This is a genomic window from Streptomyces aureoversilis (assembly GCF_042657885.1).
Classification (GTDB): Bacteria; Actinomycetota; Actinomycetes; order Streptomycetales; family Streptomycetaceae; genus Streptomyces; species Streptomyces aureoversilis.
The window spans coordinates 283,570-302,884 of sequence record NZ_JBHSKJ010000001.1; the positions used below are offsets into that span (position 1 = coordinate 283,570).

A 19,315-nucleotide genomic window follows, 5' to 3' on the forward strand; every position below is an offset into this window, starting at 1 on the left:
GGTTCTCCGGCCGCGCCGGGCGGCTCGCCCGAGTGCCCTCCGCCGCCCCGCCCTTCGCCCTTTCCCGGCCCCGGCGACGCCGGGAAACGATGTACGGGAATCCGGCGGGATCACGGGGCTTCAGCGAGATCAGGGGCTTCAGCAGAGCACGGGGGATTTCTGCGATCGCAGACGCACGCACCGAAGGTGCGGACCCCTCATCGGCAGCTATTCAGGGGAGACAGCGCATGCTTGATACAAGCCTTCGGCAGGTACCACCGAATTCGGCCGGGCCGGCCAGGACGGACGCCGCGTGGCGCCTGCTCGTCGTGGAGAACGACACCGGTGACGCCGAATCGCTGATCCGCGGACTGACCCGGCACGGGCACACGGTCGACAGGGCGGAGACGGGATACGCCGCGCTGCAGAGCTACAGGAATGCCGACCTGATGCTGCTCGATCTCGAACTCCCGGACCTGGACGGCCTGGAGGTCTGCCGCGAGGTGCGGTCGGCCTGCGACATCCCCGTGATCGCCGTGACCGCCCGGGGGAGCGAACTCGACCGCGTCCTCGGGCTCCAGGCCGGAGCCGACGACTATCTGGTGAAGCCCTACGGATTCCGTGAGCTGATGGCCCGCATCGAGGCCGTCATGCGCCGGATGCGGCTCCAGGAGCCCGCGCGGCGGACCGTCTCGCACGGGCCGCTGCAGATCGACGCGTCCTCGCGCGAAGTGCGCATCCGCGGCAGACGCGTGGAGGTGACCCGCAAGGAGTTCGACCTGCTCCACCTCCTCGCGTCGCATCCGGGGACGGTCATTCCGCGGCACCGGATCATGCAGCAGGTCTGGGGCGACTCCTGGTCCCGCCGGACCATCGACACCCACGTGAGCAGTCTGCGCAAGAAGCTGGGGGGCGGCGACTGGATCACCACCGTCCGCGGCGTCGGCCTGCAGTTCACCGGCCTCTGACGCGCGGGGCGGTACCGGCCGGCCGGTGTGCACGCACACCGGCCGGCCGCTCCGCCGCTACGCGTGCGCGTGTTCCTCCCGCGCGGCCGCCGCGCCCGCCAGCCGCTTCAGCTGCGGATGACCACCGGGCCCGCCGTCCTGCGCAGCGCCCGCCGTCCGCAGGGCCCACCAGGCGCTCGCGAGGTTCGAGGTCAGCATCACCCGGTCCGGGTGCCGGCCGCCGAGCTCGTCGAGCGCGGCGAGCGTGAACATCCCCGTGCCGGTGAAGAGGAGCGTCGTGTCCTCGGGGACGTCGTGCCGGCGGATCCGGTCCAGGAGCGTGCGGGTGGTCACCCGGTAGGGGTCGTACCGGTCACCGGCCGGGACGGGCACGACCCCGTCGACGGTGAGCCCGGCCTTCTCCCAGTAGTCGCGGGAGAGCCCGGTCAGCCACGGCTCGTACGGGCTGACGAGGGTCAGCCGCGTCACCCCGAGGGCCTCGCACGCGGCGAGCGTCGCGAGCGAGGAGGAGAGCACGGGGAAGCCCGCGCGCTCGGAGAGTCCGGCGCAGAACGCCCGGTCGCCGTCGGGGGAGAGCAGGTAGTGGGAGGCGCTGCAGGCGACGACGGCGGCATCCAGCGGCAGCATGCCGAAGCCCGCGAGAACCCCGGGCAGGACCTCGTTGTACGTATCGAGCATTTCCCGCAGGCCCTTGCCCGGAAGGACCGGGAAGCGGGTCGTGTGGAAATGCATTCCGGAACCGAGGAACCGGCTGAATTCGGGCTCGGCGGTGGGATTCTCCGGCGGGACGACGAGCCCGAGCCGGGGTGCAGAGCGTATGTCCATGGTGACGTCACCCGTTCCATCTGGGAAGAGAAAGGGAGAGGCTTGTTCCGGTAACCCTAATCCAGAACTCCCGCCCGCCGCAGCCGATGCAGACGGATCCGTAGTTCTCTGACAGTGCGCTTACCTGCCTTTCCCGGCCTGACATTTACCTGACCGAGCCTGACCGGGAACGGAGTTGCCGGGGGTTGACGCTCTCCGCCGGGCCGGACAAGCTATTTACAGCTTCCACCGCACCAGCTGATGACGGCACAGTCCGCGGTATCCACTCTCCCGGATGTGCAGCCAGCAATTCCCCGTACACGGTTCGGCGCAAAGGCCTTCACGGTGTATCCCCGCCGAAATCCGCAGACAGGCCGGCCCTGCCGCAAGCCCTGGAAGAAGGAGTGATTTGCGATGGCAGTAATGGACGTGCACGACGGGGGCCCCGGAGCCCCCCTGGCGGACGGCGCCGGACCCCCGGTGAAGCTGCCGCACATCTCGGACGCGACCCTGCGGGACTCCGCCCACATGGCCGGAGTGGAGTTCGGCCCCAAGGACGCGGCACTGATCTCCGACCTGCTGGTGCGGACCGGCGTGGAGCTGGTCGAGGTGGGGATGATCTCCGGCCCCGCACCGGCCGACGCCGACCTCATCCTGGCCACGCACGAGACGGTGGGCCCCGAGCGCAGCCTGACCCTGGTCGTGGTCCGGGACCGCAAGCAGGTGGAGAAGGCCCTCGACGAAGCCGTGCGCCTGGGCGTGCGGTCGGTGATGTTCTCGATTCCCACCTCCTACGAGCACGCGGGCCTCAAGCTGGCCTCGACGAGCACGAAGTACCTGATCTCGGTCGCCCGGGCGGCCATCGAGGCGGCGAAGGAGCGCGGTCTCCACGTCACCTTCAGCGGCGAGGACGGCGCCCGCACCCCCAAGGAGCGGCTCGTCCCCTACGTCACCGCGGGCTTCGCCGCCGGAGCCGACCGGTTCCGCCTCGCGGAGACGGTGGCCTGCCTGTCGCCCTGGCAGATGGAGGACGTGATCGGGGAGCTCACCGCGATCGACGGATCCGAGATCGAGATCCACTCCCACAACATGCTCGGCATGGCGGTGGCCAACTCGCTCGCCGCCCACCGGGCCGGCGCGGACTGGATCTCGGCCACGGTGGGCGGGATCGGCGAGCGCGGCGGCAACGCACCGCTGGCCGAGCTGCTGACCTCGCTGCGCGTCGTCCACGGCGACACCCGCTTCGACCTCTCCCACCTGACCGCCCTGTCGGCCGCCGCCCTCAAGGGATCGGGCCTCGGCGAGGCCTTCCAGTCCGGGCCCACCACCCCCCACGCCTTCGCCTACGAACTGCCCGGCCAGCTCAGCAACCCCGCCGCGTACGAGACGCTCCCCGCGGAGACGGTCGGCAACTCCCGCGAGCTGCGCGTGCGGACCCGCCTGACCACCGCCCTGGTGACGTGGGCGCTCACCGACTCCGGCGTCGAGGCGGACCTCGACGTCGCGGCCTTCACCGCATGGCTGACGGCGCGCCAGGAGCAGCAGGGACGCCCCCTGCTCGACCGCGACGCGATCCGCAAGTCCGCCGTGGAGTTCCAGTCCCGCTGAGGCCGGCCGGCCCCGGCCGGCACCCCGGCCCAGCGCCGTTCATCACGCACCGCATCCATCCCACACCGAGGAGAACCCCTCATGTCCACTGCCACCCTCACCGGCGCCTGCCCCGAGTGCGAGACCGACCTGACCACCCCGCCCATGATCCAGGGCGAGACGCTGTCGTGCCCCGAGTGCATGCTCACGCTCCGCGTCGACGACGTCCGGGACGACAAGCTCTCCCTGCAGATGGTCGAGGTCCAGCTCCGCGACTGGGGCCAGTAGGAGCCCGGCGGCCCGGACCGCCGGACACAGCGGCACTACCGGCACCACCGGACACAGGGCGCACCGGACCTCCGGGAAGCCCGTGTCCGGTGGGCCCGGCGCCGGACCACACCGGCGCCACCGCACACACCACACTGAGGAGTCCATCCATGGGCGGCAGAATCGCCATCGTCGCGGACCGGATCAGCTGGGAGGAACGCCGGCTGATCGAGACCGCACCGGACTTCGGACTGCAGGCCGAGTGGGTCAACGACGAATCCCTGTGCCTCGGGCACCCGGATCCGCAGTCGATCGGCACCTACGACGCGGTCCTCGTCCGCAGCCGGAGCTACACCCGGGGAGGCCTGCTGGCCACCCTGGCCGAAGCAGCGAAGATCCCCACCCTGAACAGCGCGGCCGCCATCCACGCCTGCGAGAACAAGCTCACCCTGCGCGCCGTGCTGCGCAACGCCGGCGTGCCCGTGCCCGACTTCCGCCTCGTCCTCTCCCGCAAGGACTTCGAGAAGGCGCTGGAGGAACTGTCCCTGCCCGTCGTCCTCAAGCCGGTCTTCGGCGGGATGGGCAAGCGGGTGACGCTCATCCGCCACTCCGACACCGCCCAGTCCGTCTACGACTACGTCGAGGACCTCGGACACGCCTTCGAGCAGGCCTGCCTGGTGGAGCCGTACTTCGGCGGCGGCTCGATCCGCTGCCTGGTCGTGGGCCGGGAGCTGGTCGGCGCGGCGGAGTTCCGGAGCAACGGAACCGACTGGCGCAACAACGCGGCACTCGGCAACCGCAACCGGGCCGTCGCGCACGACCCCGACGTCGTGAAGATCGTCGAGAGCGTCGTGGACGAACTCGGCAGCGGCATCTACGGGATCGACCTGTTCACGACCCCCTCCGGCTACGTCGTCAACGAGGTCAACCACGCACCCGGCTTCCGGGCCGTGGCCTCGGCGACCGGAGCCGACATCCCCGCGGCCGTCTGCCGCCACGTGCAGGAGACGCTCCGGTGATCCGCGTGGGAGTGGTCGGCGCCTCGGGCTTCGCCGGCGGAGAACTCATCAGACTGGTCACCCAGCACCCCGGGCTCGAACTCACCTTCCTGGGCGGGTCGTCGAACATCGGACGCCGCCCGGCCGAACTCCACCCGGGCCTGCGCCTGGACCTGGGCCTGACCCTCGAACCCGTCACCGACGACCTCGCCGACCGGTGCGACGTCGTCCTCCTCGCCACCCCCGCCCACGTCTCGGCCCGCCTCGCGGCCCAGCTGGCCGACAAGGTGGCGTGCGTGATCGACCTCAGCGGCGCCTTCCGCATCCGCACCCCCGAGCTCCACCGGCGCTGGTACCCCAAGGTCGAACGCCACGCGGAGCTCGCCGACCGCTTCGTCTACGGCGTGCCGGAACTCGTGGGCGAGCAGATGGCGGGCGCGCCGCTGATCTCCCTGGCCGGCTGCTACGCCACCGCCATCACCCTCGGCCTCGCCCCCCTGACGCTCTCCCTCGGCCTGGACCTCAAGACCGTCCTGGTGGACGGCAAAAGCGGATCGAGCGGCAGCGGGCAGCAGCTGCGCACGGCCGGCCTGCACCCGTTCCGCAACGGCGCCATCACGCCGTACGCCCCCACCGGGCACCGGCACGCGGCCGAGGTCAGCGACTTCCTGGAGCGCAGCAAGCCCGGGACGGTCGGCTCCCTGACGATGTCGGCCTACGGGGTCTCGCACGTGCGCGGGCTGCTCGCCAGCTCCTACGTCCTCACCGACGACGAGGTCGACGCCCGAGAGCTGCAGCGCGCCTACCTGCGCTTCTACAAGAACCACACATTCGTCCGGGTCCGGCGGCACACCGAGACGATGATCCCGGTCCCCGACCCGCAGGCCGTGCTGGGCTCGAACTACTGCGACGTCACGGTCATGCACGACCCCGAGGGCGGCCGCATCGTCGTCCTCGCCGCACTCGACAACCTGGTCAAGGGCGCCGCCGGGCAGGCCGTCCAGGCCATCAACAAGCGCTACTCCCTTCCGGAAGAAACGGGGCTGACCATGCAGCCAGTGATGCCGGCATGAGCACCGGCACCGACCGCACCGAGAGCGTGCCGACCGTCGTCAAGCTCGGCGGCAGCTGCCTGGACGACATGACCGACGCCTGGTGGGACGACCTCGCCGCCCACGGCCGGACCACCCCCCTGGTCCTGGTGCACGGCTGGTCCAAGCCGCTCAGGCTCCTCGACCCGCGCTACACCGAGCCCTCGGCCATCCTGCGCGACCGCTACGGCAACCAGAGCCGGTGGACCACGCCGGAGGTGATCGAGGACATCAAGACCGTCAGCGACGCCATGGGCGAGCAGGTCTTCGCACGGCTCGAATCGCGCGGCATCACCGCCGAGCGCCTCGTCGGCAGCGACGGCCTCGTCCAGGCCGGCGAGGGCGAGCGCTGGTGGTGGCGCGGCAAGGAACTCGTCGAACTCGACAACCTCGTGGGACCGATCACCGACGTGGACCCCAGCGCCCTGAAGAACCTGCAGCCCGGGCACTGCTACCTGGTCACCCCGCTGGCCCGCAACACCGCCGGCCAGGAGGTCAACACCGACGCCGACCGCGCCGCGGCCGCGATCGCGGGGGCGACGGGGGCCTCCTCCCTGGTCCTCGTCACCGACGTGCCCCACCTCCTGATCGACGGCGAACCGGTGCGCCGCATCACCGCCGCGGACGCCGCCGCGTTCCGCGACCGCGGAGCCACCGGCGGCATGCGCAAGAAGCTGCGGGCGGCCGGAGAGGCCCTGGACGGGGGAGTGGAGCGGGCCGTCATCGGCAGCGCACCCGTCACCGAGCTGCTCGCCGAACACACCGGAACGGTCATCACCCGGACATGACCCGTCAGGAGAAGAACCGGACGGGTCGGAAGAAGAACCAGCGAGAGGAGCAGCAGACGTGACGTCTTCCCGGGTGCTCGTGGTCAACAACGGAACCCTTTCCCTCAAGCAGCTGCGCAAGCGCTTCGAGGACCTCGGGTCGGAAACCGACACGGTCGACGCCGCCTCGGTGCCCGCCCGCCTCGATCCGCGCCACCGGGCCGTCGTGCTCAGCGGCACCAAGGTGCGGGCCTACGACAGCGACTACTACCGGCCCCTGATCGACCTCGTCATGAACGCCGACGTCCCCGTCCTGGGGATCTGCGGCGGCATGCAGATCATCGCCGTCGCGGCCGGCGCCGAGCTGGCCGAGGGGGAGCAACGGGTCGGCGGCTACGACGTCGAGGTCGACACGGCCGAGCCGCTGTTCGCCTACGTCAAGCCCACCGTGACGGTCTTCCACCGCCACACCCTCTACCTGCAGGGCGCACCGCCGGGCTTCCGCTCCATCGGACGCTCCGAGCACGCCCCGGTGGAGTTCCTCGCCTCGGACGACGGCCGGATCCACGGCTCGCAGGCCCACCTGGAGTTCCGCAGCGACGGCATGGAGATCCTGCGCGGCTTCGCCCGGCTCTACCAGTGACCCGGACACCGAGGCCTGCGCGCCACCCGCTCCGTACGACCCGCACCGCACCACCCGCACCGCATCACACCCTTCGAACCGATCACGAGGTCCTTTGACGATGAACGCTCTGACCAGCACGGAAGACATACCGGAAGAAGTCCGGGAGCCCGCCTTCACGGTGTCGCTCAACGGCAGCGGCGGCCCCCTGAAGGGCTGGGTCGTGGTCGACTCGCTCGTCGACTCCCTGGCCATGGGCGGCACCCGCATGACCGCCGACGTCACCGAGGAGGAGGTGCGCGGCCTGGCCCGCGGCATGACCCACAAGCTCACCCTCGTCGGCCTGCCCGTCGGCGGCGCCAAGGCCGGCATCGTGGCGGACGGCGGCGACCGCGAGGAGACGCTGCGCACCTTCGGCCGCACCGTCGCGCCGCTGATGCACGGCGGCATCCACCTCGGCTGCGACCTCGGCGTGACACCGGCCGACCGGGCCGTGTTCTTCGCCGAAGCCGACTACGACCCGCGCCGCAAGGCGCGCGGCGTCGACATGCCCTACGACTGGCGCACCTACTACGAGCCCCTGGTGGACTGCACCGGCCACGGCGTCGGCGTGGCCGCCGTCACCGCACTGGAGGTGCTCCACCGGCGCGGCGAGTCCCTGCGGGTCGTCGTCCAGGGCTTCGGCACGGTCGGCCGGTCGGTGGCGCAGTTCCTCGAGGACCGCGGCCACCGCATCGTCGGCGTGGCCGACGTCCAGGGCACCGTCAGCGCCGAGCGGCTGCCCATCGCGGACCTCCTGGCCGTCACCGACGCCGGCGGCCGCATCGACCACGCCCGCCTGCCCGGCGGCGTCACCGTCTCCACCGAGCCGGACGCCTGGCTGGACGTCGAGGCCGACGTCCTGATCCTCGCCGCGAACCACCACGCCATCAACGACGCCAACGTGCACCGCCTCCGGGCGGGCCTGGTCGTCGAGGGCGGCAACATCTGCGTCAGCCCGGAGGCCAAGCTGAAGATGGCCGTGCAGGGCTCCACCCTGATCCCGGACGTCGTCGCCAACGTCGGCGGCGCCGCGGCGGCCGGACTGGCCCTGACCCGGACCGTGCCGTTCGAGCTGGAGGCGGCCAAACGCAAGAACTGGGTCTTCGACTGGGTCGGCACCCGCGTCCGCAACAACACCCGGGATCTGCTGGAGATCTCCGCCGCGGCCTCCGGGGACCCCCTCCCGGCCCTGCTCGCGGCCCGCAGGAAGGACCGCCGATGACCACGGCAGCCAAGCCGGCGAACGGATTCGTCCCCGAGGGCCACGAGGCCCGCGCCGCGGAGTACCGGCGGCGCGGCTGGTGGCGCGACGAGACCTTCCTCGACGACCTGTGGCGGCAGGCGCGCACGCGCCCCCACAAGCTGGCGGTGGCCGGCCGCCGGGTCGCCGAGGCCCGCACCGACACCCTCGACTACGCCGAACTCGCCCAGCTCACCGACCGCTTCGCAGGCGCCCTGCTCGAACTCGGCGTACAGCGCGGCGACTTCGTGGCCGTCCAGCTCCCCAACCGCTGGGAGATGGTGCCCCTGATGTTCGCCTGCATGCGCATCGGCGCCGCCATCTGCCCCATCTCGCCGCTGTGCACCGAGGAGGAGCTCCGCCATCGCCTCACCCTCACCGAGGCCCGGGTGTGCATCACCACCCCGGAGTGGGACGGCTACCCGCTGGCCTCCGTCGTCACCCGGCTCGGCGCCGAACTCCCCACCCTGGAGAAGGTGGCGGTCGTCGGCGGCCACGCCCCCGCCGGCGCCCTGGACTTCGACGACCACTTCGTCGACATCCCGTGGGAGGAGCGCCGCGGCGCCGACCTGGACGGACTGGCCCTCCAGCCCGACGAGCCGTTCGTCGTGCTGTTCACCTCCGGCACCACCGGCGAGTCGAAGGGCGTCCTGCACAGCCAGAACACCATCCACTCGGCCGTACGCGGCTACGTCGACACCTTCCTCCTGCGCGACGACCTCGTGGCCGCCGTGACCACCCCCCTCGTCCACTACTCCGGCTTCGCCCAGGGCCTCCTGGCCGGCGTCATGCTGGGCGGCACCATCGCCTTCCAGGACGTCCGCAAGAACTCGGCCCTGCTGGACCTCGTGGAGCGCTACGGCGCCACGCTCCTCTACGGCCCGCCGCCCACCCTCACCGACATCGCCGAGTCCCAGCGGGCCGAGCCGCGCGACGTCAGCACCCTGCGCCACGTCGTGACCGGCTCCGCCCCGGTCCTGCAGTCCCTGGTCGACGAGCTCCGCGAAACGCTCGGCGCCCGCACGTACTCGGTGTGGGGCATGTCCGAGCACGGCCCGGTGACCATCACCCGCCTCGACTACTGCGAGGACTGGGCGGCCTACAGCAACGGCCGGCCCATCGACTCCATGGAAATACGCATCGACGCCTGCAAGGACCCGAGCAAGCGCGCCCCCGTCGGCCGCCTGCGCGTCCGCGGCGCCTCCCAGGCCCTCGGCTACTACAAGCGCGACGACCTCTTCGCCGCCGAGCTCACCGTGGAGGGCTGGTTCGACACCGGGGACGTGGCGCGCGACGACGAGCGCGGGGGCATCCGCATCCTCGGCCGGGCCAAGGACGCCATCATGCGCGACGGCATCGTCGTCCCCATGACCGAGCTGGAGGCGGTCATCTCCCGCCACCCGGCCGTCGTCGAGGCGACCCTCGTCGGGCCGACCGGCCAGGTGGACGACATGATCTGCGCGGTCGTCGTCCCCAGCGGCACGGGGACGCCCACGCTGGAGGAGATCCGCGACCACCTGCGGGAGTCCGGACAGGACGAAAGGTTCCTGCCCGAGCGCCTCGAAGTGGTCCCGGCCCTGCCCAAGACCCTCACCGGCAAGGTCCGCAAGGCCGAGCTCCGCCTGCGCTACGCCCGGACCTGAGGCCCGGCCGGCCGCCGCGTCCGGCGGCCGGCCCGCCCGGGCCCCCGTGGGCAACCGCCCGCGGAACCCGTACCGCGAACCCCACGCGCAGCACACCCACGCGCAGCACACCCACGCGCGACGACCCCACTGCTGGAGCCCCTCCCATGCCCCCAACCGCACCGGTGACGATGTCGGCGACGCTGGCCGCCGACGAGTCCCTCGCCCGCAGACGCCGGGCCGGCCTGCCCGTACTCCCCATGGCCAGCGGGGAGATCGGCCTCCCCGTCCACCCCGTCCTGAAGGCCAGGCTCGCCGCGGCCGCCGCCCACAACGCCTACGGGCCCGTGGCCGGCAGCCCGGACCTGCGCGCCGCCGTCGCCGGCTACTGGCAGCGGCGCGGCCTGGTCACCGACCCCGGCCTCGTCGTGGCCGGGCCGGGGAGCAAGCCCCTGCTGTTCGCCCTCCTGCTGGCCGTCGGCGGCGACGTGGTCGTCCCCGTGCCGAGCTGGGTCAGCTACGCGGCACAGGCCCGGCTCGCCGGCGCCCGCCCCGTCCCCGTCCCGGTCCTGCCGGGCCAGGGAGGCGTGCCCGACCCGGACCGGCTCCGGGAGGCGGTCGCCGCGGCCCGGGCCGCCGGGCGTGACCCGCGGGCCGTCGTCGTGACCCTGCCCGACAACCCCACCGGCACCATCGCCTCGCCCGGGACCGTACGGCGCCTCGCCGAGGCGGCCCGGGACCTCGACCTGACCGTCATCTCGGACGAGATCTACTGCGACCTCGTCTTCGACGCGGCCACGCCCGCCGTCTCCCCGGCCGTCTTCGCCCCCGAGCGCACCGTGGTCACCACCGGGCTCACCAAGAACCTGGCCGTCGGCGGCTGGCGGATCGGCGTCGCCCGCCTCCCCGACAGCGACACGGGACGCGCGCTGCACGCACGGCTGACCGGCATCGCCAGCCAGATCTGGTCCAGCGCCGCGGCCCCCGTCCAGGCGGCCGCCGCCTACGCCTTCGGCGAGACCCCCGGCATCGTCGAGCACGTCGCCGCCAGCCGCCGCCTCCACGCCGCCGTGGCACGGGAAGTGGCCGCCCGCTTCGTCGCGGCAGGCGCCGGCCTGGCCCCCGTACGGGCCACCTGCTACCTCTACCCCGACTTCGAACCCCTGCGGGAACACCTCGGCCGGGCCCACGGGGTGCACACCGGCGCCGGCCTCGCCGACCTCCTCCTCACCCGCTACGGCGTGGGAGTCCTGCCGGCCGAGGCCTTCGGCGAGGAACCGCGGACCCTGCGCCTGCGCGCGGCCACCAGCCGGCTCTACGGCGACACCGAGGAGCAGCGCACCGCCGCCCTCAACGCCGCCGACCCGCTCGCCCTCCCCTGGATCCGCGCCTCGCTCGACCGCGTCGAGGAGGTCCTGGCAGGACTGACGGGAACGCCCGCGGCACGCCCGCAGAGCGCACTGCACGCCTGACCGGCCCGGAACGCCGCACCACGCCGGAAGCCCCCAGCCACAGCAACAGCCTCATCAGAAGCCTCATGAGAAGCCACACGAGCAGCCACAGGAGACCGACCATGACGTCCACGCCGATCCTCTTCGAGTGCGAGTACCGGGGCGAGCGCTACACAGGCTTCGCCAAGCCGGCCCCCGGCGAGCCCCTGACCCTCTACCGGGTGACGGAGGGGCAGGTCCGTGAAGCCGTGATCGCCACGAGCGGCCCCGAGGCGCTCGTCGCCGCCCTCACCGACGGCGCCGAGTGGATCACGGTGGCGGACGGGGACCCGCAGCTGCGGTTCCTGCCGCCCCTGCTGCCCACCAGCAGCAACAACGCGCTGCTCAGCGGCTTCATGCGCACCCACAAGTCCAAGTTCGACACCGAGCCGGCCGAGGGCGAGGCGTTCATCGCCCCCAACTGGTTCTTCAAGGGCTTCGGCTCCTGGCTGCGGATGCCCGGCGAGACGCTGACCGTCCCCGCCTCCGCGGTCGCCCTGATCGAGGAGCCGGAGGTCGCCCTCGTCTACGTCAACGACGCCGACGGCACCCCGCACTACGCCGGTTACACCTTCGGCAACGACCTGTGCGACATCGGCCTGCACCGCCGCAACCCGGGCTGGAACCCGTACTGCAAGCTCTGCGACACCTCCATGGCCCCCTGGCTCTTCCTCGGCGAGCCGCCGCGGTCGGTGACCGGCCGGGTCACCATCGAGCGGGAGGGAGTGGCGGCGTGGGAAGGGAACTTCGACTGCGGTGAGGACTCCCTGTACTTCAAGGTCGGGGACATGACGGACCACCTGTTCACCTACCCCGCCGTCCGCCGCCCCGGCCTGGTGAACTACGTCCTCCTCGGCGCCGACGAGGCCAGCTTCCACGACGGCTTCCGCATCGCCGACGGCGACCGCATCACCATCGACGTCAAGAGCCACGGCGTCGTCCTGGCGAACACCGTCAGCTTCGGCGGGACCGGGACCGGGACCGGCACGGGGAACGGGACCGGCAACGGGAACGGGAACGGCACCGGGTCCGTGGCGGCCTGACGGGCGCGCGGAAGCCTCACCCCCGGGGGAGAACGGCCCCCCGGGGGCAGCCGTGTGACAGGAACGCCCCGCTCCGCGACCCGGTGTGTATGCTCGAACGATCACACGTGTGTCAGGGGTCGAGCCGACGGACTGCGAGGGCGGATCATGCGGATCGGGGAGCTGTCGGAACGCACCAGCACGTCCCGCCGGCTGCTGCGCTACTACGAGGAGCAGGGGCTGATCGTCTCCCAGCGCTCCCCGAACGGCTACCGCCACTACGACGAGCGCCTCGTGGACCGCGTCCTGCAGATCAGGGGGCTGCTCGACGCCGGGCTGCCCACGCGCATCATCAAGCAGATCCTCCCCTGCCTGGACAAGCCCCGCGTCATCCACTTCCCCGACGCGACGCCGGAGATGCTGGCCACCCTCGAACTCGAACGCGACCGCATGACCGAGCGCATCGAGTGCCTGATCCGCAACAGGGACGCGGTGTCGGAGTACCTGGACGCCGTGCGCCCCGACCGCAGCCCGGAGGTGGCGGCGTGACGGACGGGGCCCGGACGTGGACGCCGGGGGACCCCGGCGTTCTGCAACTGCCCTCCGGACGCCTCGTCAGGGGCCGTGGGCTGCGCAGGCCCCTGCCCGCGGGCCCGGCGCCCTCCTTCGCCGTGTACCTGCTCGGGAAGCAGCCGCCCGAGGTCCCGTGGGAGGCCCGTTGGCTGCCCTGGCCGGACTTCCGGCTGCCGCGCAGCGCCGCGGACGCCCGTGACGCCTTCCACGAGGCGTGGAAGCGATCCGCGGCCGAGCGCGTCGAGATCGCCTGCGGCGGCGGCCGGGGCCGGACCGGCACGGCGCTGGCCTGTCTCGCCGTCCTGGACGGGGTCCCCGCCGAGGGCGCCGTGGAATTCGTACGCCGTCACTACGACCGGCACGCTGTCGAAACCCCCTGGCAGAAGCGCTACGTCCGCCGCTTCGCCGCCTGACGCAACAGCACGCAACGGCACACAACACCGCGCAACGGCACGGCCGCGGGCGGTCAGGTACTCAGATCCCGGACCGGGACGATCTGAGTACGGAGGCGGATGTCCGCCGGTGGGCGCGGTTTCGTAGGGTCCGGCACATGGAGAACACCAGCACCGCGTCCGACACCCGCGCCCCCGCCCCCGGCCCGAGCCGTCCCGGAGTCCCCCGGCGGCGCACCGCCGGCGACTGGATCTGGCTCGCCGTCGTCGCGGTGGCCGTCCTCGCGGTCGGCGCCTTCGTCGGGGTGGTGGGACCGCTGCTCGCCATCACCTGCCCTTCCTGCGAGGACGGCGTCCGCGGCCCGCTGCGCTTCTTCGGCGGGATCACCGTCGCCTGGGGCGCCGTTCCGATCGTCACGCTCGGGACGGTGATCGGCATCTTCCTTCCCCGGGGCGGCGCCCGGGTGGGCGCCTACGGGCTGGGAGCCCTGGTGGTCCTGCTGACCACGATGCTGATCCTGGGCCAGTTCACGACCTGACCGGCCCCGCGCGGCCACGGCCCCCGCTTTCCCGACGCGGAGAGGCCGCCGCTACCGTACTCAGGCGATCTTGAGGCCGTCAGCAGGCCCGGACCGGAACGGAACCACGAGGAGTCCCATGCACGCGGCAGCCCAGGACGAGGCGCACGACGAGTTCTTCCCGCTCGTCCCGGCACCGCAGGACGGCTCCCGCTGGGAGGCGCCCACCGATCTGGAGCAGTACCTGTACAAGCTCAGCCGGGCGGACAACGCGTACGCGTACCTCCGCACGCTCGCGATCGAGGGCGTGTACTACCCCGTGCGCCTCGACCACGCGCAGGCCGCCGCCGAGGACGAGCGCCCCATGCTCACCATCGAGACCCCCGACGGGCAGACCGTCGCACAGGTCTACACCCCGGGTCTGCTGCCGCGCCCGCACCCGTTCCTCGTCTACGAGTACGCGACCCTCGGCGCGCTCGCGCAGATCGTCCCCGGCGACGTGGAGGTCCTCGCCGTCAACCCGGCCACGCCCTGCGAGCAGTACTTCCTCATCAGCGACGAGGAACGCGACGTGTGGCTGGACCTGCACCACGAGCTGTTCTCCTCGGACGGGCTGATGGACCGTGTGGTGACCCGGCGCACCGGCGCCCCCGCGCCCGGCCCGCTGCTGCACGGCCTGGCCTGCGGCGCCCACCTGTGCTTCGCCAACGGCGACGCGTGGAACACCCCGCACTGGCACGGCATGGGCTACCGCGGCGAGGTGGAGCGGATCGCCGACAGCTGGGGCGTGCACGGCCGCGAGGACTGGCTCTCGATACAGGAGCGGCTCCTCGGCCGGGACGTGAGCCCCTGGTACTGGGACTTCGTCCTGGGAGCGCGCAGTGCGCTCGCCCGCGCGAGGGGCGGCCGCGTCGATCCCGCGGAATGGCGCGGCACCGTGGAGTCGACGCTGCGCGTGCGCGCCCAGGAGGGCGGGGCCGCCGCGGACGACGCCGAGCTCGCCGGTCTCGTGGCCCACCTGCGCGCCCTGGTGGGGGAGATCCTGCGCTACGAGGCGCGCTTCCGCGCCGACGGGCTCCTGCCGCCGGACGGCTTCGTGCGCACGATCGCCGCCTGGGACATAGGCCGCGGCTCCAAGATGGCCCGCTGGGGCCGGGGCGCGCGGTACGCCACGGAGGCCGAGATGCACACGGCGATCGAGCACGCGTCCCGGGAGGCGCAGGCCGCCTACGACTCGTGGGAGGAGTTCTCGGCCGGCTACGTCCTGGGCCGCTGCCTGCACTTCGACGAGGAGGAGTTCGGCCCCTGGTACACGACGGTCCTCGACGCCCACCGGGCACTGACCACGGACCCGGAGAGCCCGTGGCGGACGGTGCCCTTCAAGAGCTGAAGGTGCCCTTCAAGAGCGAAGGTGCCCTTCAAGAGCCGACCGTCGCCTTTCGCGGGCTGACGGTACGCCGGCGCACCACGTAGGCGACGGGCACGGCCACGAGGGTCGCCGCCGCCAGAGCGGTCAGGGCCACGAGCGTGGGGTTGACCCAGGCCGGGACGATCTCCATGCCGCTGCAGACCGTGCTGAGCGGGAAGAGGCTGGAGGATTCCGGGTGGGCCCTGACGCCCATGGTGAACATGCAGGTCTTGTCTCCCCAGAGCCCGGGCGAGTACGTGCCCTCCGCGTAACTGAAGACCAGGAACGCGGAGCTCAGGGCCGCCACGGACACCAGAGCCAGGGGCTTGGGACTCGCCAGACGGGGCCGGTGCCCGCCCCGGATCCGCCGCCGGGCGTGCAGGGCCAGGTGGAGGAGGGCCGCCGCCAGGACCAGCATCGCCGGGATGATGAGAACGAAGAGCATGCGTCATGATCACACACGGTGTCCGGGCCGCTCGCATGAAGAGCCGCGGCCCGTCCGCGGCTACCGCACCCCGGCCAGGGCCGCCATCAGCACTCCCGGATCGACGCCCCGCGGCAGGTCGCTGACCTGCCCGTCCCCGGCCTCCACCACCCGCCACACCCCGTCCTCGCGCAGCGCGAGGTCGGTGGTGACGAACCGGCAGTCCAGGGCGGCGACCAGCGGTGACACCGCGTCGAGGACCGGCGCGGGCCGCAGGTCGGGCCGGTCCGGGTGGGCCGTGACGAGGACGGGGCGCCCGTCGACCCACCACGCGCGGGCCTCGCCGCCCTCCGTGAAGCGCTCGAAGGCCCGTATCACCACGCCGCCCGCGAGGAACTCCTCCTGAAGCCCGACGAAGCGGGCCACCACGGCGCCCAGCCGCTCCGTGTCGGCGAGGTCCGGTACGTAACACGCCTCGTGCCACTCGTGCTTGCGGGACTTGACGAAGTCCTTGACGATCGCGGGCCCGCCGCCGAGGGGCGCCGTGAGGGCCGCGAGCTCGCGGGCGCCCGGGGCGTGCCCCGGACGGGCGGGCAGCCACACGCTCCGCGGGGTGACGGGGGCGAGCGTGGAGTACCAGCCCGGCAGCTCGTGCGCCCGGCGGTAGGCGCCGGGCGAGGTCAGCAGCGTGACCCCGCGGTCGGCGAGCGCACAGGCCAGCTCCGCGTACCGCCCGGACGGCACCATCCAGCCCCGGTACCAGGCGGCCCCGGCCCCGCGCGGCACGCCGCGGACCGCGCCGGAGACGTCCCCGGCGAGCAGCGCGTCGTGATCCAGCAGCGCGGTCCGCAGCCCCAGCGCGCGGGCGGCGCGGGCCTCGTCGGCGAAGTGCGGGTCCGCCCGCCGGGAGCCGAGCGGGTCGCTGCAGAAAACGATCAAGGGTGCCATGCGCGGCACCCTAGCCGCCGTGCCCCGGGCGGGGGCAACCGCATTCCGCGCGGGCAAGGCCCCGCCGGACACCCGGAAGGCCCAGCTTCGCCTGCGCGGAACGACCGTTCCGGGAGAGCGTGGGGGTATGGAGACGACGCGGGAGGGGCCCTCCCGGCCCGGCGGCAGCACCGGGCGGGCGCCGCTGGTGCTGGTCGCGGGGGCCACGGGCTACATCGGGGGCCGGCTGGTGCCCGTCCTGCTCGGTGCCGGATACCGGGTGCGCTGCCTGGTGCGCGACCCCCGCCGGCTGCGCGACCAGCCGTGGGCCGACCGCGTCGAGGCCGTCCGGGGCGACGTCACCCGCCCGGACACCCTCGCGGGCCCCTGCGAGGGCGTCGACGTCCTCTACTACCTGGTGCACGCGCTCGGCACCGGAGCGGACTTCGAGGAGACCGACCGCCGGGCGGCCCTCGCGGTGGGCCGGGCGGCGAAGACGGCCGGAGTGGGCAGGATCGTCTACCTCGGCGGGCTCGCCCCGCGCCAGGTGGCCGAACGCGACCTCTCGCCCCACCTGCGCTCCCGCGCCGAAGTCGGACGGATCCTGCTGAACAGCGGAGTGCCCACCGCCCAGCTGCGGGCCGCCGTCATCATCGGCTCCGGCTCCGCCTCCTTCGAGATGCTGCGCTACCTCACCGAACGACTGCCCGTGATGGTCACCCCCAGCTGGGTCGCCACCCGCATCCAGCCCGTCGCCGTGCGGGACGTCCTGCGCTGCCTCCTCGCCGCCGCCCGGCTCCCGCCCGACGTCAACCGCGGCTTCGACATCGGCGGCCCGGACGTGCTGACCTACCGGCAGATGATGATGCGCTACGCGGCCGTGGCCCGGCTGCCCCGCCGGCTCATCCTGCCCGTGCCCGCCCTCACCCCCGGCCTGTCCAGCCTCTGGGTCGGCCTCGTGACCCCGGTGCCCGCCTCGATCGCCCGCCCGCTGGTGGAGTCGCTGCGCCACGAAGTCATCTGCCGCGAGAACGACTTCGCCCGCTACGCCCCCGCCCCTCCCGAGGGCCCGATCGGCTTCAACGAAGCCGTCCGCCTCGCCCTCAAGCGGGTGCGCGACACGGACGTGGCCACCCGCTGGTCCTCCGCCTCCCTGCCCGGCGCCCCCAGCGACCCGCTGCCCTCGGACCCGGACTGGTCGGGCGGCACGCTCTACGAGGACCGCCGCGAAGCGCACATCGAGGCCCCGGCCCGCGAACTGTGGCGCGTGGTCGAGGGCATCGGCGGCGAGAACGGCTGGTACTCCTTCCCCCTGGCCTGGTCCCTGCGCGGCCTGCTCGACCGGCTGGCCGGCGGCGTGGGCCTGCGCCGCGGCCGGCGCGACCCGCACGCGCTGCGCCTCGGCGACTCGCTGGACTTCTGGCGCGTGGAGGAGATCGAACGCGGCCACGTCCTGCGGCTGCGGGCTGAGATGCGCCTGCCCGGCCGGGCCTGGCTGGAGCTGACCGTCACACCCGACGGCCCCTCCCGCTCCACCTACCGGCAGCGGGCCCTCTTCCGCCCCCACGGGCTGGCCGGACACGCCTACTGGTGGAGCGTGTCCCCCTTCCACGCGATCGTCTTCGGCGGCATGGCCCGCAACATCACGCGGCGTGCCCTGCGGGAGGCGGCGCGGCCCGGGGTGGAGTGAAGGGGCAGGCCCGGGCCGGAGCGAGGGAGGCCGGGGGAGCCGGTCCGTGCGAGGCGGACCGGCCACGACCTGGCGTACCCGGTCACGACCCGGGCTTATCGGTCACGACCCGGGCTCATCGGTTACGACCGGCCGGGACGGTCGTCGATGACGATCACCGTCCGGCCCCGGGCCGCCTGCCCCGGGCCCGCGCCCTGGCGGTCGTCGGGGCCGACGGTGTCCACGACCTTGCCGATGCGCTCGGAGAACTTCCTCGCCAGAGCACAGTCGCCGGGATCGCCGCCGGGACCCTGATGCACGACGGCGTCCAGGGCGGTGAGGATCGCCATCAGACTGCGCCCGGACACGATGACGCGCGCCTGGCCGTCCTCCCCGGCCAAAACCTCGCCCGGCACCCTGAAGTGGGCGTTCCGCGTGGCCTGCTCGACGATGAACGCCCAGGTGTCGCGGTGGCACACCAGCTCCGCGGCGCCGATTCCCGCGGCCTTTTCCAGCCGCTTCTCCGGTGTCTTCCCACCGTCCTCCGGCTCCACGGCCGTGCCGGCCTCCACGCCCGGGTCCGCGGCAGGCACGGGATCGGGGCGCCGTGCCCGTACGGTGTTGCGCGGCCCGGCGGGATCTTCGCCGGCCTCCCGGCAGGCGGCCCGCAATTCCTGCCGCAGCGCTTCGTTCTCGCGGCGGGTCTCCGCGACGTCCTCGCGCACCTCCGTCAGCGTGCGCCGCAGATCGCGCAGCTCTTCGTGCAGCTCACCCAGTCTGCCGCCCAGGCCGCCGCCGAGCTCCTGACGCAAAGCGTCATTCTTCCTGCACAGCTCGTGAAACCCGTCCCGGAGCGTCTTGCTCAACTCGCCCCGCACGTCGGCTATGGCCTCTCCGAGCTTCCT

At 72.8% G+C, this 19,315-nt stretch carries 20 protein-coding genes; 16 read left to right on the plus strand and 4 right to left on the minus strand.

Features of this window, described 5'->3' with window-relative positions; translation table 11 throughout:
* Positions 1-227 precede the first annotated feature (227 nt).
* Positions 228-947 (plus strand): response regulator transcription factor, encoded by a 720-nt coding sequence (locus ACFPP6_RS01080; protein WP_382035886.1) that lies wholly within the window; start codon positions 228-230, stop codon positions 945-947.
* 57 nt (positions 948-1,004) lie between these two features.
* On the opposite strand, the gene ACFPP6_RS01085 is transcribed toward ACFPP6_RS01080, so the two are convergent.
* On the minus strand, positions 1,005-1,772 hold the full coding sequence (locus ACFPP6_RS01085; RefSeq protein WP_382035889.1) for a maleate cis-trans isomerase family protein: 768 nt from the start codon (positions 1,770-1,772) through the stop codon (positions 1,005-1,007).
* A 393-nt stretch (positions 1,773-2,165) separates the two neighbouring features.
* On the opposite strand from ACFPP6_RS01085, the gene ACFPP6_RS01090 reads away from it, so the two are divergent.
* The 14 genes from ACFPP6_RS01090 (at position 2,166) to ACFPP6_RS01155 (ending at position 15,372) form a co-directional block, all read left to right on the plus strand.
* On the plus strand, positions 2,166-3,359 hold the full coding sequence (locus ACFPP6_RS01090) for an isopropylmalate synthase (protein WP_382035891.1): 1,194 nt from the start codon (positions 2,166-2,168) through the stop codon (positions 3,357-3,359).
* Between the two features lie 81 nt (positions 3,360-3,440).
* The gene (locus ACFPP6_RS01095; protein ID WP_382035894.1) at positions 3,441-3,626 is read left to right on the plus strand and encodes a lysine biosynthesis protein LysW; all 186 of its coding nucleotides are present in this window, start codon (positions 3,441-3,443) and stop codon (positions 3,624-3,626) included.
* Between the two features lie 149 nt (positions 3,627-3,775).
* Entirely contained in the window at positions 3,776-4,624 is an 849-nt protein-coding gene (locus ACFPP6_RS01100; RefSeq protein ID WP_382035897.1) for an ATP-grasp domain-containing protein, read from the plus strand.
* Complete coding sequence (gene argC, locus ACFPP6_RS01105) at positions 4,621-5,676, plus strand: N-acetyl-gamma-glutamyl-phosphate reductase (RefSeq protein ID WP_382035900.1); 1,056 nt, start codon at positions 4,621-4,623, stop codon at positions 5,674-5,676. Before ACFPP6_RS01100 ends, argC begins: the two co-directional genes overlap by 4 nt.
* Complete coding sequence (locus tag ACFPP6_RS01110) at positions 5,673-6,482, plus strand: amino acid kinase family protein (RefSeq protein ID WP_382035903.1); 810 nt, start codon at positions 5,673-5,675, stop codon at positions 6,480-6,482. Before argC ends, ACFPP6_RS01110 begins: the two co-directional genes overlap by 4 nt.
* 58 nt (positions 6,483-6,540) lie before the next feature.
* Complete coding sequence (locus tag ACFPP6_RS01115) at positions 6,541-7,104, plus strand: type 1 glutamine amidotransferase (protein WP_382035906.1); 564 nt, start codon at positions 6,541-6,543, stop codon at positions 7,102-7,104.
* Positions 7,105-7,204: 100 nt separating this feature from the next.
* Positions 7,205-8,347 (plus strand): Glu/Leu/Phe/Val dehydrogenase dimerization domain-containing protein, encoded by a 1,143-nt coding sequence (locus tag ACFPP6_RS01120; RefSeq protein WP_382035909.1) that lies wholly within the window; start codon positions 7,205-7,207, stop codon positions 8,345-8,347.
* A complete protein-coding gene (locus tag ACFPP6_RS01125; protein ID WP_382035912.1) occupies positions 8,344-10,008 on the plus strand; it encodes an AMP-binding protein in 1,665 nt (554 codons plus the stop codon). Before ACFPP6_RS01120 ends, ACFPP6_RS01125 begins: the two co-directional genes overlap by 4 nt.
* 146 nt (positions 10,009-10,154) lie before the next feature.
* Entirely contained in the window at positions 10,155-11,459 is a 1,305-nt protein-coding gene (locus tag ACFPP6_RS01130) for a pyridoxal phosphate-dependent aminotransferase (protein ID WP_382035915.1), read from the plus strand.
* Between the two features lie 101 nt (positions 11,460-11,560).
* Positions 11,561-12,520 carry a fumarylacetoacetate (FAA) hydrolase gene (locus tag ACFPP6_RS01135; RefSeq protein WP_382035917.1) on the plus strand — a complete coding sequence of 320 codons (960 nt, stop codon included), beginning with the start codon at positions 11,561-11,563 and terminating at the stop codon, positions 12,518-12,520.
* A gap of 147 nt (positions 12,521-12,667) precedes the next feature.
* On the plus strand, positions 12,668-13,048 hold the full coding sequence (locus tag ACFPP6_RS01140; RefSeq protein ID WP_382035920.1) for a MerR family transcriptional regulator: 381 nt from the start codon (positions 12,668-12,670) through the stop codon (positions 13,046-13,048).
* Positions 13,045-13,485 carry a protein-tyrosine phosphatase family protein gene (locus tag ACFPP6_RS01145; RefSeq protein WP_382035922.1) on the plus strand — a complete coding sequence of 147 codons (441 nt, stop codon included), beginning with the start codon at positions 13,045-13,047 and terminating at the stop codon, positions 13,483-13,485. Before ACFPP6_RS01140 ends, ACFPP6_RS01145 begins: the two co-directional genes overlap by 4 nt.
* A gap of 137 nt (positions 13,486-13,622) precedes the next feature.
* The gene (locus tag ACFPP6_RS01150) at positions 13,623-14,003 is read left to right on the plus strand and encodes a hypothetical protein (RefSeq protein ID WP_382035925.1); all 381 of its coding nucleotides are present in this window, start codon (positions 13,623-13,625) and stop codon (positions 14,001-14,003) included.
* A 118-nt stretch (positions 14,004-14,121) separates the two neighbouring features.
* Positions 14,122-15,372: a DUF1266 domain-containing protein gene (locus ACFPP6_RS01155; protein ID WP_382035928.1), complete on the plus strand. Its 1,251-nt coding sequence runs from the start codon at positions 14,122-14,124 to the stop codon at positions 15,370-15,372.
* 28 nt (positions 15,373-15,400) lie between these two features.
* Here ACFPP6_RS01155 and ACFPP6_RS01160 read toward each other — a convergent pair whose 3' ends face one another.
* The gene (locus ACFPP6_RS01160) at positions 15,401-15,835 is read right to left on the minus strand and encodes a hypothetical protein (RefSeq protein ID WP_382035931.1); all 435 of its coding nucleotides are present in this window, start codon (positions 15,833-15,835) and stop codon (positions 15,401-15,403) included.
* A gap of 60 nt (positions 15,836-15,895) precedes the next feature.
* Positions 15,896-16,762, minus strand: a complete 867-nt coding sequence (locus ACFPP6_RS01165) for an ATP-grasp domain-containing protein (RefSeq protein ID WP_382035934.1) — start codon at positions 16,760-16,762, stop codon at positions 15,896-15,898.
* Positions 16,763-16,889: 127 nt separating this feature from the next.
* Between ACFPP6_RS01165 and ACFPP6_RS01170 the strand changes: the two genes are divergently transcribed.
* A complete protein-coding gene (locus ACFPP6_RS01170; protein WP_382035937.1) occupies positions 16,890-18,431 on the plus strand; it encodes an SDR family oxidoreductase in 1,542 nt (513 codons plus the stop codon).
* Between the two features lie 122 nt (positions 18,432-18,553).
* Here ACFPP6_RS01170 and ACFPP6_RS01175 read toward each other — a convergent pair whose 3' ends face one another.
* Positions 18,554-19,222 carry a hypothetical protein gene (locus ACFPP6_RS01175; protein ID WP_382035940.1) on the minus strand — a complete coding sequence of 223 codons (669 nt, stop codon included), beginning with the start codon at positions 19,220-19,222 and terminating at the stop codon, positions 18,554-18,556.
* Positions 19,223-19,315 lie beyond the last annotated feature (93 nt).